This window comes from Curtobacterium sp. SGAir0471 (genome assembly GCF_005490985.1).
GTDB lineage: Bacteria > Actinomycetota > Actinomycetes > Actinomycetales > Microbacteriaceae > Curtobacterium.
Window position 1 is genome coordinate 3,268,385 of record NZ_CP027869.1, and the last position, 14,715, is coordinate 3,283,099.

A 14,715-nucleotide genomic window follows, 5' to 3' on the forward strand; every position below is an offset into this window, starting at 1 on the left:
GCCCGCGACCGGGACCCGCGGCTCAGACCTGGACGGTCGTCACCGGCAGTGTGGAGTCCGCCGCGATGCCGAGGTCGCTCGGCGCGTGCCCCTCGGCCACCAGACGCGCCCCGACCGCCGCGATCATGGCGCCGTTGTCGGTGCACAGGTCGAACGGCGGGATCCGCAGCGCGACCCCGGCGGCCGCGCAGCGTTCCTCGGCCACGGCACGCAGCCGGGCGTTCGCCACGACCCCGCCGCCGAGCAGCAGCCGGTCGACACCGGTGTCGCGGCAGGCGGCGAGCGCCTTCGTCAGGAGCACGTCGACGACGGCCTCGCGGAACGACGCCGCGACGTCGGCGACCGGGACCTCACGCCCTTCGTCGCGGCACTTCTCGACCCACCGCGCGACGGCGGTCTTCAGCCCCGAGAACGAGAAGTCGTACCGGTGCTGCGCCATGTCCTTCGGCAGCGTCAGACCCCGCGGGAACCGGATCGCGGTGGGGTCGCCGTCCGCCGCCGCCCGGTCGATCTGCGGCCCGCCCGGGTACGGCAGGCCGAGCAGCCGTGCGACCTTGTCGAACGCCTCGCCCGCGGCGTCGTCGATCGTCTCGCCGAGCAGTTCGACGTCGCCGACGAGGTCCCGCACGAGCAGCAGCGACGTGTGCCCACCGGAGACGAGCAGCGCCACGGTCGGCAGCTCGATCGCGCTGCCGTCGGCGCGCAGGACGTCGGCACCGACGTGCCCGACCAGGTGGTTCACGCCGTACAGGGGCTTGCCCGTCGCGACGGCGAGGGCCTTGGCCGCGCCGACGCCGACCATCAGGGCACCCGCGAGCCCCGGGCCGGCCGTGACGGCGACGGCGTCGAGCTCGTCGAGGGTGACGCCGGCACGGTCGAGCGCCTCGTGCAGGGTCGGCGTCATCGCCTCGAGGTGCGCCCGCGCGGCGACCTCGGGCACGACGCCGCCGTAGCGGGCGTGCTCGTCCATGCTCGACGCGATGACGTTCGCCAGCAGGGTGGTCCCACGGACGATCCCCACCCCGGTCTCGTCGCAGCTCGTCTCGATCCCGAGCACCAGGGGTTCAGTCGCGCTCACCGAGGGTCTCCTGTCCGATCGGCCCGACGGCGGAGGACGCACCGGGCGAGACGGGGAGCTCCGCCCGCATCACCCACGCGTCGACACCGTCGGGCTGGTAGTAGCGGGGGCGGACGGCGATCCGCTCGAACCCTGCCGCGGTGTACATCGCCTGCGCCACCGGGTTGTCCGCCCGGACCTCGAGGAACACCTCGTGCACGCCGCGCCGTCCGGTCTCGTCGAGGAGCTCGGTGAAGAGCACCTTCCCGATGCCCCTGCCCCGCTGCTCCGCGGCGACCGCGATGGTCTGCACGTCGGCGACGGGGTTGCCCGCGAGCGACGACAGTCCGGCGTACCCGACGACCGTCGGCGCCCCGCCCTCCGTCGTCTCCACGACCACGTAGTACCCGTGCGGGGACCACAGCTCCCCCGCCATCTGCGACGAGGACCACGCGTCGGTCGGGAAGGACGCCTGCTCGAGGAACATGACGTCGTCGAGGTCCTGCGGCACCGCGCGGCGCAGCCGCAGCCCCGACGGCAGTCCGGTCACCGGACGACCCGCTTGGGCGCGCCGGGCACGGTCACGTCGGGGTCGCGCAGGTAGAGGGGGGTGTCGTCGGCGAAGGGCGCGCCGGAGGCGAGCCGGTCCGCGGCGAGCGCCCCGAGCCTCCCGGCCGGGACCGTCGCGACGGTCGCGCGGGGCCAGTCGACGGCGTCCGGCCGGGAGGCACGGATCGCCTCGTCCAGGTCGGCCGGCTTCGCGAGTCCCGGACCCGCGACACGCGTGCGGGTCTGGTCGTACGCGCTCCAGTAGACCTCGCGACGGCGCGCGTCCGTCAGGACGACGAACGGTCCGTCCTGGGCCTGGTTGGCAGCGATGGCGTCGTGGCTGACGAGCGGCAGGAACGGGACGCCGCGGGCGGCGGCGAAGGTGCGGGCGGCGGCGATGCCGACGCGCAGGCCGGTGAACGGACCGGGCCCCATGCCGGCCACGACACCGGTGACGTCGGTGCCGGTGATGCCGGCCTCGGCGAGGACGTCGGCCAGGAACGGTCCGATCACCTCGGCGTGGCGGCGGGAGTCGTCGGTGCTGCGCTCGGCGACGGCACGGCCGGTGGCCGGGTCGACGACGGCGACGGAGGTACCGGCGGACGTGTCGATGGCGAGGAGCACCCGTCCATCGTAGGTCCGACCGCCCCGTCCGCGTCCCGACACCCCTTGCGTGCGGCCATTGATACTCGATACGTTGCGTGCCACCTATCTCCGAAGGAGGACCATGACCAACATGAAGGTGCTCAACGCGACGGCTACCGCCGCTCTGGTGACGGGTGCGGTGCTCGTCCCTGCGGTCAGCGCTGCTGCTCAGCCCGCTCCGACGACGCCGGCGATGGAGCGAGCCTCGACGACGACGACCGACTCAGCCCCGCACGATGAGCCTCGGGCGGCTGCGGGCGTCGCCAAGGCCCTGTACGCCGGCTTCAAGGCAGCGACTTCCCCTCGGGACGCCGCCAAGGTCCTCTCCTGGGCCAGCGTGCTCGGGCGGTCATCGGTACCGGGCGGATCGACCGCCGACCTCGAAGCCAGCTACTTCGATCGCTGATCAGGAGGTGGCGCTCTGCGCAGAGCGCCACCTCTCAGGAGGATCATGAAGGAACGACTCTGCTCCGCCGCGTCTGTTCTGGTGGTGTGCACCTATGCGGTGTTGGCCCTCGTCCTCGCTGGTCCCGTCACCCCGATCAGCTTCGCGCTCGCGCCCGTCGCACATCGGATCGAGCCCTGGTTCTCGCAGAGTTGGCAGCTCTTCGCGCCCGACCCGATCAGTGAGGAACGCGGCGTGCTCGCCAGGGTGATGTGCGGCCGACGAGCGACAGGCTTCGTCGACATTACGACCCCGGGAATCAGCAGATCGAACTCCCGCCGGTTGTTCCCGTCGCGCGAGAGCCGCGTCATCAGCAATCTCCTCGTGCAGCGCTTCATGGAGGATCCGGTCAGCGAGCGCCTTGCGGAGAAGAACATCGAGAGACCGCGCCAGTTGGACGACGAAGCGCAGCGAGCGCAGGACGAAGCCGAACAACTCCTCGCCCGGTACGCAGCGCAACGCATCGACTGCGCGAAGGGGTTTCACCCGACCGCTGTTCAGCTGCGCTACGTGTTCCACCGCTTCCCTGGATGGTCACGGCGAACCGCACCCGACAGCCCGGAGCACACGCGCGTGGAGGAGTCGCAATGGATCACGCTCTGACGTCGAACCTCGATCGCGTCGTCGGGTGGCTGAACGAACGACGACATGCTCCGACCGCGGTGAGTCTGCTCCGGGCGACGGTCGGACTCGTGTCCGTCGCCTACTACGCCACCTCGTGGGAAGACCGCCGCTTCCTGTTCGGACCTGACGGCCTGTACGGCACGGACATGATGCACGACCTCGTAGCTGCTCGAGGAGCCTTCAGCCTCTACCTCGTGAGCGGGTCGATGGTCTGGTTCGAGGTCGTGTTCCACGTCGGATGTCTGCTCGCCGTGCTGGTCATGCTCGGCATCGGTGGTCGTCTCACGCTCAGTCTGCACGGAGCCTTCATCTGGTCGTTGTACATGACGAACCCCACCCTCATGGACGGTGGAGACAACCTCGTCATCCTCGTGATCCCGTTCCTCCTGCTCACCAGGTGCTTCGATCGAGTCACGGTGAGGCCGTCCCGACGTCACAGGACCGACCGGACGAGCTCGACCATCGCGCACAACACCGGTGTGCTCCTGATCAGCGTGCAGCTCTGCATCGTCTGCCTCCTTGCCGGGCTCTACAAGGTGCAGGGTCAGTTGTGGCAGGACGGAACGGCTCTGTACTACATCCTTCGAGTACCGGAGTTCTTCTGGCCAGGAATCACGCCGCTCCTCTTCCATGCGGGATGGCTGCTCGTCATCGCCGCCTACGCGACGGTCCTCGCGTCCGTGTTCTTCCCCGCCCTCGTACTCTTTCGTGCCGGTCGACCGATCGCAGTCTCCCTGATGATCGTGTTCCACTGCGGGATAGCCCTGCTGATGAACCTGACGTCGTTCGCCCTCGTGATGATCGCCCTCGACCTGATCTTCGACGAGGCCCGCGCAGAGCGGATCGTCCTGAGCGCCTCATCCTCGCTCCGCACCGCGAAGCGCCTCGTCTGCCGCGAGGGAGGTTGGGGCCGTGTTCCGTCGCCCGAGCTCTGACAGCGGTACCTGGATCGCTGCGTGGGTCGACCGGAACGGCGTCCCCGAGATGGTGCGCGATCACGTCCCGCCGTACTCGCCGGACCACCTGGTCGAGTGGGGCAGCATCACCAAGGCGGTGACGGCCACGGCAGTGCGCACGGCGATCGCGAAGGGGGTCATCAGCGAGCACGACGAGGTCCTCCGGGTGGTCCCGCGCCTCACGGAAGCACGCTTCTCCGTGCTCGAGCTGCTCGAGCACCGTTCGGGCCTCCCGCGCATGGCGCGTCCGGTTCGCACCCTGTTCCAACGCGACCCGTACGCCGAACTGGTGGAGCGTCGGCTCGACCCGAAGACCGTCGTTCCGCTGCTCCGACAGGGCGACCGTCTCTACTCGAACCTCGGCTACGCCGTTCTCGGCGAAGTCCTCGACGAGGCTGTCGGGAGCTGGTGGGCGTGGGCCGTCGAGCACGTCCTACGCCCTGCGGGAGTCACGACCGCCACACTGGAACCACGACCGGCCGCTCGCGTCCTGCCGCGAGACAGGTCCGGCCGAACGCTCGACCCCTGGCCGGTCGGTGCCGGGCCGTACGCTGCTGCGGGCGGTGTCTGGTCGACGTTCGACGACCTGTGCAGGTTCCTCGGCAGTGCAGCATGCGAGTCCGCAACGCCGCCTGGATGGCAGTCGGTTCCCGGCGCAGACGTCATCAACGGCGCCACCCGCCACAGTCGGGCTTGCGCGATCCGTCGCTCGGGAGCCACACGCGTCCTGGTGACTCACGGCCTGCGTCTCGGTACCCGGCTGGAACGGAAGACCGTCGAACTCGCACGGGCCTCCTGTCCCCGGCTGTCTGCCGACGATTGACCTGTACGACGGCACCCGAGTGTTCACGAGGAGGAGCGTCGCATGCCCTGGACACCCCGGACTCCGGCGCACCGGGACCCCGAGCAGTGGCGTCGCCGGGGGCTGCTGCCGCCCGCGGAACTCGACGCACTCGTGCGTGCCCGGCTCGGCTGGCTGGCCGTCGAGGACCCGGCCTACGCCGACTTCTTCATCGACCCGATGGCGGCGCTGCCGGGCGGGTGACCCGGCGCGGTCAGAGGGCGACGTCCGCCCAGCGGTCACCGGTGGCGGTCACGACGACCCGCCGGGGTTCGTCGGGGACGTCGTCGGGGTCGAGGTCGTCGATCCCGGGGTCCGTCGCGTCGGCTCCGGTGGCGCGGACGATCTCGACGTCGAGCACGTCGTCCGCGATGCCGTCGACGAAGCCCCTCCCCCACTCGACGACCACGATCGAGGCGTCCCAGTCGAGGTCGAGGTCGTCGAGCTCCACGGGGTCGCTCAACCGGTAGGCGTCGACGTGCACGAGGTCCGGCCCGGCGGTCGTGGGGTGCGTCCGGGCGAGCACGAAGGTCGGGCTGGACACCTGCCCGCGCGCGCCGAGGGCGGCGCCGAGGCCGCGCGTGAGCGTCGTCTTGCCGGCGCCGAGCGGACCGGTCAGCACGACGAGGTCCCCCGCGCGGAGGACCGCGGCGAGCCGGGCGCCGAGCGCACCCATCTCGTCGGTCGTCGACACCGTCGTGTCGAGCAGCACCCGGGCGTCGGTCACGGCTGCTCCCGCAGGTAGTCGCCGACGCGGCCCTCGACCTGGTGCCCGACGACCTCGCGGGGCACCCTGGCGCCGATCCGGCACGTCACCTCTTCCCCGATCGTGCCGAGCGCCTCGCCCCACTCGAGCACGGTCATCTCGCCGTGCTCCCCCGTGCCGAACAGCACGACCTGGTCGCCGACGCGCACCTCGTCGTCGCCGACGTCGACCAGGAACTGGTCCATCGCGACACGTCCGGCGATCGGGTACCGCTTGCCGCCGATGGTGACCTCGACGCGCCCCTGCGCACGGCGGGGGACCCCGTCCGCGTACCCGACGGGCACGAGCGCGAGGGTGGTCTCCGACGCGGTGCGGTACGTGTAGTCGTAGGAGACGCCCGTGCCGACCGGCACCCGCTTCGTCTTCGCGACCGAGGCGGTGAGCGTCATCACCGGCTCGAGCCCGAGGTCGGCGGCGGAGACCCCCTCGGCTCCGGGGATCCCGAGCAGGTTCGCCCCCATCCGCACCATGTCCTTGCGGAACTCCTTGCGCTCCAGGCCGGCGAGCGACGCTGCGACGTGCTCCATCGGCAGGTCGAGTCCGAGGTCCTCCGCGGTCTCGACGGCCCGGTCGAACACAGCGACCGCGGCGCTGTCGTCCTCGTCCGACGACTCCGCCAGGTGCGTGTACGCGGCGACGACCTCGATCCGGCCGGCGCGCTGGGCGTCCACGGCGAGCGACACCAGCTCGGGCCAGGCGTCCGGCGTCGCGCCGTCGCGGTGCAGCCCCGAGTCGACGCCGAGGTGCACGCGTGCCGGGCGTTGGTCGACGGCGTCGACGACCCGCTGCAGCTCGGCGGCGTTCGAGACGCCGAGGTCGATCGCGGAGTCGATCGCGTCGCGGAAGTCGAGCGCGGGGTCGTGCTGCCAGGTGAACAGGCGGACGTCCTCGCCGACGCCGATCGCCCGGAGCCGCAGTGCCGCGGGGACGGTCAGGACGCCGATCCAGCGCACCCCGGCGTCGACGGCGGCGAGCGCGATCGGCTCGAGGCCGTGCCCGTAGGCGTCGGCCTTCATGATCGCCATGACCTCGACGGGCTGCATCCACCCACGGACGAGGTCGAGGTTCGACCGGTAGGCGTCGAGGTCGATCCGGGCCCGGCGCAGCGGCGCGTTCACGTCGTCCTCCGTTCCACGCTGCGGCCGACCCTGGCGACCACCTCGTAGTTGATGGTGTCGATGGCGGCCGCCCAGTCCTCGACTGCGGGGTCGCCCTCCGCCGGGTCGCCCCAGAGCACGACCTCGTCACCGACCCGGACGTCGGCGTCGCCGACGTCGATGTGCATGGCGTTCATGGCCACGCGGCCGACGACGGGGAACGTCCGGTCGCCGATCCGCACCGACACCCGGTTGCCCAGGTCGCGGTCGAAGCCGTCGGCGTACCCGAGTCCGATCACCGCGAGCCGGGTGTCGGTCGCGGCACGCCAGGTGTAGCCGTAGCTGACGCCCTCGCCCGCGGCGACGGGGACGGTCCGGAGCACCGCTGCGGTCACGCGCATCGCGGGGCGGAGCCCGAGGTCGGCCGAGGTGCGGTCCGCGAAGGGGCTGAGGCCGTAGAGCGCGAGCCCGACCCGAGCGGCGTCGTGCCGGGTCTCCGGGACGGCGATGCTGCCGGCGCTCGCGGCCAGGTGCACCACGTCGGGAACGATCCCGTTCGCGGCGAGACCGTCGAGCGCTCGCTGCAGGGCGGCGTCCTGGTCGAGGTCGTCGGCGCGGGACGCGTTGGACAGGTGGGACATGAGGCCCTCGACCCGGGTCCGGCCACCGGAGCGCACGATCCGTCCGGCCGTCGCGAAGAGCTCGGCCCACTCGGACTCGACCGCACCGTTCCGGCTCAACCCGGTGTCGACGCAGACGTGCACCGCGGGGACCTCGGAGTCGGCGGCGGCGGCGAGCTGCGAGACGCTCGACACCGCCGGTGTCACGTCGTACTGCGCGGCGCGACGGAAGTCCTCGTCGGGGGCGTGCAGCCACGCCAGGATCCGGACGCCCTCGTCGATGCCGGCGCGCCGGAGGGCGATGCCCTCGTCGACGTCGGCGACCCCGAGCCACTCGGCGCCGGCGTCCACGAACGCCCGTGCGGCGTCGACGGCTCCGTGTCCGTACGCGTTCGCCTTGACGACCGCGATGACGCCGGCCGGTGCGACCCGCTCGGACACCGTGGCGTAGTTCGCGATGAGGGCCTCGCGGTCGACCGTGATCCCCGTGAACGCGCTCATGCGTCCCCTCCTTCGATGACGACGAACGCCGTCGCGATCCCGCCGTCGTGCGACAGCGACAGGTGGACGTTCGTCACGCCGCGGTCGGACGCCACGCGACGAGCGCCCTCGTGCAGGGTGAGTGACGGGTTCCGCTGGTCGTCCGCGACGACCTCGAGCTCCTGCCAGCTCAGCCCGGCACTCGAGCCGAACGCCTTGATGAGTGCTTCCTTCGCCGCGAACCGGGCTGCGAGCGACGACACCGGTCGGGGCTCCCCGTCCCGCAGCTGCTCAGCCGGGGTGAACAGCCGCGTCCGGAGCGCCGGGGTGCGCTCGAGCACACCCCGGAACCGCTCCGTGTCGACGACGTCGACCCCGATGCCGATGATCACGACGCGGACCTACTCGACGGTGACCGACTTCGCGAGGTTGCGCGGCTGGTCCACGTCGAGGCCCTTGGCCGCGGCGAGCTCCATGCCGAACATGTGCAGCGGCGCGACGGCCAGCAGCGGCTCGAACAGCGGCGTCGCGAGCGGGATGCGCAGGACCTCGTCCGCGAAGGGCAGCACCGCGGCGTCGCCCTCCTCCGCGATGGCGATCACCCGGGCGCCGCGGGCGCGGATCTCCTGGATGTTCGAGACGACCTTCGGGTGCAGCGATCGGGGGTCGCGCGGCGACGGCACGATGACGAAGACGATCTGCCCCGGCTCGATCAGGGCGATCGGGCCGTGCTTGAGCTCACCGGCCGCGAACCCCTCGGCGTGGATGTAGGCGAGCTCCTTGAGCTTGAGCGCACCCTCGAGCGCGATCGGGTACCCGACGTGACGACCGAGGAACAGCACGCTCCGGGTGTCGGCCATCCACTTCGCGAGCTCCGCGACCCCGGACGCGTCGTCGATGGTCTGCTGCAGCTTCGGGGCGAGGCCCTCGAGCTCGGCGACCTGCTCCGCGATCTGCTCGGCGGTCAGCGTGCCCTTGAGCGTCGCCAGGTGCAGCCCGAGCAGGTACAGCGCGACGCCCTGGGCGATGAACGCCTTGGTCGACGCAACCGCGACCTCGGGTCCGGCGTGCGTGTAGATCACCGCGTCGGACTCGCGCGGGATCGTTGCGCCCTGGGTGTTGCAGATGGACAGCACCTGGGCGCCCTGCTCGCGGGCGTACTTGACCGCCATGAGCGTGTCCATGGTCTCGCCCGACTGGCTGATCGACACCACGAGCGTGCGGTCGTCGAGCACCGGGTCGCGGTAGCGGAACTCGTGCGCGAGCTCGACCTCGACGGGCACGCGGGCCCACTGCTCGATCGCGTACTTGCCGAGGATGCCGGCGTACGCCGCGGTCCCGCAGGCGATGACAATGACGCGGTCGACCTGCTGCAGCCGCTCGGCGATCGGGTCGAGGTCGGTCAGCGTCACGGCACCGTCGTGCACGCGACCGAGGATCGTCTTCGCGACGGCCTCGGGCTCCTCGCTGATCTCCTTCGCCATGAACGAGCTCCAGCCGCCCTTGTCCGCGGCGGAGGCGTCCCAGCTAACCTCGAACTCCTCCGGGGACGCCGGGGAGCCGTCGAAGTGCACGACCTCGACACCGTCGGGACGGATCGTGGCGATCTCGTCCTGGCCGATCGCCAGGGCGCGCTGCGTGTACGCGACGAACGCGGCGACGTCGGAGCCCATGAAGTTCTCGCCCTCACCCAGGCCCACCACGAGCGGTGAGTTCCGACGTGCACCGACGACGACGCCGGGCTGGTCGGCGTGCACGACGAGGAGCGTGAACGCGCCCTCGAGCCGCTGCACCACCTGCTGCATGGCGGCGGTCAGGTCGCCCGTCTCGCGGAACGCCCGGCCGACCAGGTGCGCGGCGACCTCGGAGTCGGTCTCGCTCGCGAACACGACGCCCTCGGCGAGGAGCTCCTGCTTCAGCTCGGAGAAGTTCTCGATGATGCCGTTGTGGATGAGCGCGAGCTTGCCGCCGTCCGCCAGGTGCGGGTGGGCGTTGCCGTCGGTCGGGCCGCCGTGGGTCGCCCAGCGGGTGTGCCCGATGCCCGTGGCACCGTCCGCGATCGGGTGCGACTCGAGCTCCTCGACCAGGGCCTGCAGCTTGCCGGCCTTCTTCGCCGAGACGAGGTCACCCGGCCGGTCGACGACCGCGATGCCCGCCGAGTCGTAGCCGCGGTACTCGAGACGACGGAGCCCGCCGAGGAGGACCTCCTGGCTGCTCTTGCTGCCGACGTAGCCCACGATTCCACACATGCGCTCGATCCTACGGTCTGGCTGACCGCCCACCCTGCGAAGCACCGGCGGCGGGGATAACGTTCTGGTCGTGGGACGCTTCGACGACATCGAGATCACCACGTTGCACGGGGAGCACACCACCTTCGGGCAGTTCTCCGACAAGGCCGTCCTCGTCGTGAACGTCGCGTCCCGATGCGGGCTCGCGCCCCAGTACGAGCAGCTCGAGGCCTTGCAGAAGACCTACGCCGAGCGCGGCTTCACTGTGCTCGGCTTCCCGAGCAACCAGTTCCTGCAGGAACTCGGCTCGTCCGAGGCCATCGACGAGTACTGCTCCACCACGTGGGGCGTGACGTTCCCGATGTCCGAGAAGGTCAAGGTGAACGGCAAGGGCGCCCACCCGCTGTACCAGGCCCTCAAGGAGACGCCGGACGCGTCCGGCAAGGCCGGCCGGGTCAGCTGGAACTTCGAGAAGTTCCTCGTCGCCCCCGACGGGACCGTCACGCGCTTCCGTCCGACGACGAAGCCGGACGCCCCCGAGGTCGTCGCCGCCATCGAGGCGGCGCTCCCCGCCTGACCGGTGGCGTGCCTGACGGCGGCCCGCCCGACCGTCGGTCCAGCCGACCGGCGGCCGCGTCGCGCGGACAGGCACGGGACCCCGGACGGGAGGCGCGGTGCACGTGCGCCGGTCCGCCCGCGTCCGCCGCGCCTCCCGTCTGTACGCTCGTCCCCATGCCGATCACGGAAGCCACCGTCGCGCACCCGACCCCGTTCGTGGAGATCCCGCGCGACGAGTGGTCGCAGCTCGCGCCGAAGGAGCACCTGTCGCTGACCGAGACCGAGATCGTGCAGCTGCGCGGCCTGGGCGACCGGCTCGACATGCAGGAGGTGCAGGAGGTCTACCTGCCGCTGTCCCGCCTGCTGACGCTCTACGCGGCCGGTGCCCGCAACCTGCACGCGGAGACGAGCCGGTTCCTCGGCGAGCGGGCCGGACGGACGCCCTTCGTGATCGGCGTGGCCGGATCGGTGGCGGTCGGCAAGTCGACCGTCGCGCGGCTGCTGCGGGAGCTCACGAAGCGGTGGCCGGACACCCCGCGGGTCGAGCTCGTGACGACCGACGGGTTCCTGTACCCGAACGCCGAGCTGGAGCGCCGCGGGATCATGGACCGCAAGGGGTTCCCGGAGTCGTACGACCGTCGGGCGCTGCTGCGGTTCGTCAGCCAGGTGAAGAGCGGGGCGGCCGAGGTGCGCGCGCCGTTCTACTCGCACCTGGTCTACGACATCGTGCCCGACGCCGAGATCGTGGTGCGGCAGCCGGACGTCCTCATCGTCGAGGGACTGAACGTGCTCGCGCCGCCGGTGCACGGGCGGCTCGCGCTGTCGGACCTGTTCGACTTCACGATCTACGTCGACGCGAAGACGAAGGACATCGAGTCCTGGTACGTCGACCGCTTCCTGGCGCTCCAGGAGGAGGCGTTCTCGAGCCCGGACTCGTTCTTCCACCGCTTCGCCTCGCTGTCGCGGGAGGACGCGGTGCGGACGGCGACCGAGGTCTGGCGGGCGATCAACGAGCCGAACCTGCTCGAGAACGTGCTGCCGACGCGCTCCCGGGCGACGCTCGTGCTCAAGAAGGGCGCGAACCACAAGGTCAACTCGGTGCTGCTCCGCAAGATCTGACGCGGGGGCGAGCGGGACCCGCGGAACCAGGTTCCGGGCACAGCACCGCGGAAGAGCACAGTGTCGTGTCCGGAACCTGGTTCCGGAGCGGGATGGAGGTCCTACGCGGCCTCGTCGATCGACAGCCGGTCGCGGACGACGTCGGCGAGCTCCTCGGCGACGCGCTCGGCATCGGCCTGCGAGGCAGCCTCGACCATGACCCGGACCACCGGCTCGGTGCCCGACGACCGCAGCAGCACCCGCCCGGAGTCACCGAGCGACGACGTCGCCGCGGCGATCGCGTCCTGCACGCCCTGGTCGTCCAGACCCTGCCGGTCGACACCGCGCACGTTCAGGAGCACCTGCGGGAAGACGGTCATGCACGACGCGAGCTCCTGCAGGCTCTTGCCGGTGCGGGCCATCTCGGCCACCAGGTGCAGCCCGGTCAGGACACCGTCACCCGTGGTCGCGAACTCGTTGAAGATGACGTGGCCGGACTGCTCACCACCGAGGGAGAAGCCACCCTCGACCATCTTCTCGAGCACGTAGCGGTCGCCGACGGCGGTCTGCACGACCTCGATCCCGGCGTCCGCCATGGCGCGCGTGAGACCGAGGTTCGACATCACGGTGGCGACGAGCGTGTCCGAGGCAAGGCGCCCACGCTCCTTGAGCGACAGCGCGAGGATCGCCATGATCTGGTCGCCGTCGATCGCGTTGCCGGCGGCGTCCACCGCGAGGCACCGGTCGGCGTCACCGTCGTGCGCGATGCCCACGTCGGCGCCGTGCTCGAGGACGGCTCGTGCGAGGTTGTCGATGTGCGTGGACCCGACACCGTCGTTGATGTTCATGCCGTCCGGGTCCGCGCCGATGAGCGTGACCCGGGCACCGGCGTTGACGAACACCTCGGGCGAGACGCCCGCGGCGGCACCGTTCGCGCAGTCGAGCACGACGTGGATCCCGTCGAGCCGGTGCGGCAGCGTGCCGAGCAGGTGCACCACGTAACGGTCCTCGGCGTCGGCGAACCGGGTGATCCGACCGACCTCGGCGCCGGTCGGCGTCGGCGCGGACTGGTCGTGCATGGCCGCTTCGATGCGGTCCTCGACCTCGTCCGGGAGCTTGCGGCCGCCCGTCGCGAAGAACTTGATCCCGTTGTCGGGTGCGGGGTTGTGCGACGCGGAGATCATCACGCCGAAGTCTGCGTCGATGTCCGCGACGAGGAACGCCGCAGCGGGGGTGGGGATGACCCCGGCGTCGAGCACGTCGACGCCGGCGGAGGCGAGACCGGCCGCGACCGCGGCACCCAGGAACTCACCGGAGACGCGCGGGTCGCGCGCCAGGACCGCGCGGGGGCGCGGTCGGCCGGACGCCCGGCGGGCGTCAGCATGGTGTCCGTGCGTGAGCACGGCCGCGCTGGCCTGGGCGAGACCCAGTGCCAGCGCGGCCGTCAGCTCGCCGTTGGCGAGTCCACGAACACCGTCGGTACCGAACAGACGCGGCATTGCGATCGGGTTCGTCGCGCGACTAGCGCTTCGAGAACTGCGACGCCTTGCGGGCCTTCTTGAGACCGGCCTTCTTGCGCTCGATGACGCGGGCGTCACGGGTGAGGAAGCCGGCCTTCTTGAGGGTGGCGCGGTTGTTCTCGCGGTCGATCTCGTTCAGCGCACGGGCGATCGCGAGGCGGAGCGCACCGGCCTGACCCGAGGGGCCACCACCGGTGATGCGGGCGGTGACGTCGTAGGCGCCGAGGAGCTCGAGCACCTTGAACGGGTCGTTGATGAGCTGCTGGTGCAGCTTGTTCGGGAAGTAGTCCTCGAGCGTGCGGCCGTTGACCGTGAACGAGCCGCCACCGGGGACGAGGCGCACGCGGGCGATGGCCTCCTTGCGGCGCCCGACGGCACCGCCCGAGACGTTGAGGATCTGGCGGGGAGCGGTCTCCGAGGACGCCGGGGCGCTCTCGGTGGTGAAGCTCTCCGGGGTCTGGTCGAGGGAGTCAGCGATCTGAGCCATGAGTGTTATCAGTCCTTGAAGTCGTCGTGGCCGTCGTTACTGCGCGACCTGGTCGAAGGTGTACGCCTTGGGCTGCTGCGCGGCGTGCGGGTGCTCCGCGCCGGCGTAGACCTTCAGCTTCTTGAGCTGCTCACGACCGAGGGTGTTCTTCGGCAGCATGCCGCGGATCGCCTTCTCGACGGCGCGGGTCGGGTGCTTCTCGAGCATCTCCGGGTAGGAGGTCGCCGTGAGGCCGCCCGGGTAGCCCGAGTGACGGTAGTAGACCTTCTTGGCGAGCTTGGAGCCGGTGAGGGCGACCTTGTCCGCGTTGATGATGATGACGTAGTCACCCATGTCCATGTGCTGGGCGAAGGTGGCCTTGTGCTTGCCGCGCAGGAGCGCCGCAGCGTGCGTGGCGAGACGGCCGAGGACGACGTCGGTCGCGTCGATGACGATCCAGTCGTGCTGGACGTCTGCCGGCTTCGGGGAGAACGTACGAGTCACAGGTGTGCTGCTTTCGTGTCGAGGTGAGGAGTCCGTGAATCCCGCTCCGGTGGGTGTTCCGCGGGCGATGCTCGTGGAACTGCCCGGTGGAGGGCTCATCTGACTGTCCGGCGCACGGGGCGCGCAGACCAAGGTGAGAGCCTACCCGACGCGGCTCGCCTTGTCGAACGCGCCCGGTCGCGGCCGGGAGGCACGGGGCGCGCCCGCCACGCGCCTCCCGTCCGTCCGCGATCGCCGAGGCGCGCGCGGAACGCGACATCG

The 14,715-nt window shown here is 71.1% G+C and carries 18 protein-coding genes; 7 read left to right on the forward strand and 11 right to left on the reverse strand.

All coding sequences use genetic code 11. The features are described 5' to 3' along the window. Nucleotides 1-22: 22 nt before the first annotated feature. From tsaD to tsaB, 3 genes are read right to left on the reverse strand one after another with little or no spacing between them, the layout of a single operon-like run. Complete coding sequence (gene tsaD, locus C1N91_RS15150; protein WP_137768390.1) at nucleotides 23-1,078, reverse strand: tRNA (adenosine(37)-N6)-threonylcarbamoyltransferase complex transferase subunit TsaD; 1,056 nt, start codon at nucleotides 1,076-1,078, stop codon at nucleotides 23-25. Beyond that, the gene (gene rimI, locus C1N91_RS15155; protein ID WP_254678273.1) at nucleotides 1,065-1,607 is read right to left on the reverse strand and encodes a ribosomal protein S18-alanine N-acetyltransferase; all 543 of its coding nucleotides are present in this window, start codon (nucleotides 1,605-1,607) and stop codon (nucleotides 1,065-1,067) included. Before rimI ends, tsaD begins: the two co-directional genes overlap by 14 nt. Next, the gene (tsaB, locus tag C1N91_RS15160; protein ID WP_137768391.1) at nucleotides 1,604-2,230 is read right to left on the reverse strand and encodes a tRNA (adenosine(37)-N6)-threonylcarbamoyltransferase complex dimerization subunit type 1 TsaB; all 627 of its coding nucleotides are present in this window, start codon (nucleotides 2,228-2,230) and stop codon (nucleotides 1,604-1,606) included. The genes rimI and tsaB overlap by 4 nt, the downstream gene beginning before the upstream one ends. A 103-nt stretch (nucleotides 2,231-2,333) precedes the next feature. On the opposite strand from tsaB, the gene C1N91_RS15165 reads away from it, so the two are divergent. Genes C1N91_RS15165 through C1N91_RS15185 form a run of 5 tightly spaced genes read left to right on the forward strand, consistent with a single transcriptional unit; the run spans nucleotide 2,334 to nucleotide 5,321 of the window. Next, the gene (locus tag C1N91_RS15165) at nucleotides 2,334-2,657 is read left to right on the forward strand and encodes a hypothetical protein (protein WP_137768392.1); all 324 of its coding nucleotides are present in this window, start codon (nucleotides 2,334-2,336) and stop codon (nucleotides 2,655-2,657) included. A 45-nt stretch (nucleotides 2,658-2,702) separates the two neighbouring features. After that, nucleotides 2,703-3,299, forward strand: coding sequence for a DUF5819 family protein (locus C1N91_RS15170; protein WP_137768393.1), 597 nt, complete (start codon nucleotides 2,703-2,705; stop codon nucleotides 3,297-3,299). Continuing rightward, nucleotides 3,284-4,255, forward strand: a complete 972-nt coding sequence (locus tag C1N91_RS15175; protein WP_175416054.1) for an HTTM domain-containing protein — start codon at nucleotides 3,284-3,286, stop codon at nucleotides 4,253-4,255. Before C1N91_RS15170 ends, C1N91_RS15175 begins: the two co-directional genes overlap by 16 nt. Further along, a complete protein-coding gene (locus tag C1N91_RS15180; RefSeq protein WP_137768395.1) occupies nucleotides 4,233-5,099 on the forward strand; it encodes a serine hydrolase domain-containing protein in 867 nt (288 codons plus the stop codon). The genes C1N91_RS15175 and C1N91_RS15180 overlap by 23 nt, the downstream gene beginning before the upstream one ends. A 42-nt stretch (nucleotides 5,100-5,141) precedes the next feature. Further along, a complete protein-coding gene (locus C1N91_RS15185; RefSeq protein ID WP_137768396.1) occupies nucleotides 5,142-5,321 on the forward strand; it encodes a hypothetical protein in 180 nt (59 codons plus the stop codon). Nucleotides 5,322-5,331: 10 nt separating this feature from the next. On the opposite strand, the gene tsaE is transcribed toward C1N91_RS15185, so the two are convergent. From tsaE to glmS, 5 genes are read right to left on the reverse strand one after another with little or no spacing between them, the layout of a single operon-like run. Further along, nucleotides 5,332-5,844, reverse strand: a complete 513-nt coding sequence (gene tsaE, locus C1N91_RS15190) for a tRNA (adenosine(37)-N6)-threonylcarbamoyltransferase complex ATPase subunit type 1 TsaE (RefSeq protein WP_137768397.1) — start codon at nucleotides 5,842-5,844, stop codon at nucleotides 5,332-5,334. Further along, complete coding sequence (gene alr / locus C1N91_RS15195) at nucleotides 5,841-7,001, reverse strand: alanine racemase (protein ID WP_217496444.1); 1,161 nt, start codon at nucleotides 6,999-7,001, stop codon at nucleotides 5,841-5,843. The genes tsaE and alr (C1N91_RS15195) overlap by 4 nt, the downstream gene beginning before the upstream one ends. Beyond that, the gene (gene alr, locus C1N91_RS15200; protein ID WP_137768398.1) at nucleotides 6,998-8,101 is read right to left on the reverse strand and encodes an alanine racemase; all 1,104 of its coding nucleotides are present in this window, start codon (nucleotides 8,099-8,101) and stop codon (nucleotides 6,998-7,000) included. Before alr (C1N91_RS15200) ends, alr (C1N91_RS15195) begins: the two co-directional genes overlap by 4 nt. Then, nucleotides 8,098-8,472: a holo-ACP synthase gene (locus tag C1N91_RS15205; protein WP_058749468.1), complete on the reverse strand. Its 375-nt coding sequence runs from the start codon at nucleotides 8,470-8,472 to the stop codon at nucleotides 8,098-8,100. The genes alr (C1N91_RS15200) and C1N91_RS15205 overlap by 4 nt, the downstream gene beginning before the upstream one ends. A 9-nt stretch (nucleotides 8,473-8,481) precedes the next feature. After that, complete coding sequence (gene glmS / locus C1N91_RS15210) at nucleotides 8,482-10,329, reverse strand: glutamine--fructose-6-phosphate transaminase (isomerizing) (RefSeq protein WP_137768399.1); 1,848 nt, start codon at nucleotides 10,327-10,329, stop codon at nucleotides 8,482-8,484. 70 nt (nucleotides 10,330-10,399) lie between these two features. On the opposite strand from glmS, the gene C1N91_RS15215 reads away from it, so the two are divergent. Together C1N91_RS15215 and coaA are read left to right on the forward strand one after the other, a co-directional pair. Beyond that, nucleotides 10,400-10,885: a glutathione peroxidase gene (locus C1N91_RS15215; protein WP_175416055.1), complete on the forward strand. Its 486-nt coding sequence runs from the start codon at nucleotides 10,400-10,402 to the stop codon at nucleotides 10,883-10,885. Between the two features lie 155 nt (nucleotides 10,886-11,040). Further along, entirely contained in the window at nucleotides 11,041-11,985 is a 945-nt protein-coding gene (gene coaA / locus C1N91_RS15220) for a type I pantothenate kinase (protein ID WP_137768401.1), read from the forward strand. A 101-nt stretch (nucleotides 11,986-12,086) separates the two neighbouring features. Here the strand turns inward: coaA and glmM are convergent, their stop codons facing one another. The 3 genes from glmM to rplM are packed head-to-tail and all read right to left on the reverse strand — an operon-like array spanning nucleotide 12,087 to nucleotide 14,454. After that, nucleotides 12,087-13,463 carry a phosphoglucosamine mutase gene (gene glmM, locus C1N91_RS15225; protein WP_137768402.1) on the reverse strand — a complete coding sequence of 459 codons (1,377 nt, stop codon included), beginning with the start codon at nucleotides 13,461-13,463 and terminating at the stop codon, nucleotides 12,087-12,089. 22 nt (nucleotides 13,464-13,485) lie between these two features. Continuing rightward, nucleotides 13,486-13,971, reverse strand: coding sequence for a 30S ribosomal protein S9 (gene rpsI / locus C1N91_RS15230; protein WP_058749472.1), 486 nt, complete (start codon nucleotides 13,969-13,971; stop codon nucleotides 13,486-13,488). A gap of 36 nt (nucleotides 13,972-14,007) precedes the next feature. Beyond that, nucleotides 14,008-14,454, reverse strand: coding sequence for a 50S ribosomal protein L13 (gene rplM, locus C1N91_RS15235; protein ID WP_022904636.1), 447 nt, complete (start codon nucleotides 14,452-14,454; stop codon nucleotides 14,008-14,010). Nucleotides 14,455-14,715: the final 261 nt, after the last annotated feature.

Bases quoted from the DNA above. Each gene is read 5' to 3' on its own strand.
- C1N91_RS15185 (WP_137768396.1), top strand. From the start codon at position 5,142: ATGCCCTGGACACCCCGGACTCCGGCGCACCGGGACCCCGAGCAGTGG.
- C1N91_RS15175 (WP_175416054.1), top strand. From the start codon at position 3,284: ATGGATCACGCTCTGACGTCGAACCTCGATCGCGTCGTCGGGTGGCTG.
- coaA (WP_137768401.1), top strand. From the start codon at position 11,041: ATGCCGATCACGGAAGCCACCGTCGCGCACCCGACCCCGTTCGTGGAG.
- alr (WP_137768398.1), bottom strand. From the start codon at position 8,101: ATGAGCGCGTTCACGGGGATCACGGTCGACCGCGAGGCCCTCATCGCG.
- C1N91_RS15170 (WP_137768393.1), top strand. From the start codon at position 2,703: ATGAAGGAACGACTCTGCTCCGCCGCGTCTGTTCTGGTGGTGTGCACC.
- glmM (WP_137768402.1), bottom strand. From the start codon at position 13,463: ATGCCGCGTCTGTTCGGTACCGACGGTGTTCGTGGACTCGCCAACGGC.
- glmS (WP_137768399.1), bottom strand. From the start codon at position 10,329: ATGTGTGGAATCGTGGGCTACGTCGGCAGCAAGAGCAGCCAGGAGGTC.
- rpsI (WP_058749472.1), bottom strand. From the start codon at position 13,971: ATGGCTCAGATCGCTGACTCCCTCGACCAGACCCCGGAGAGCTTCACC.
- C1N91_RS15165 (WP_137768392.1), top strand. From the start codon at position 2,334: ATGACCAACATGAAGGTGCTCAACGCGACGGCTACCGCCGCTCTGGTG.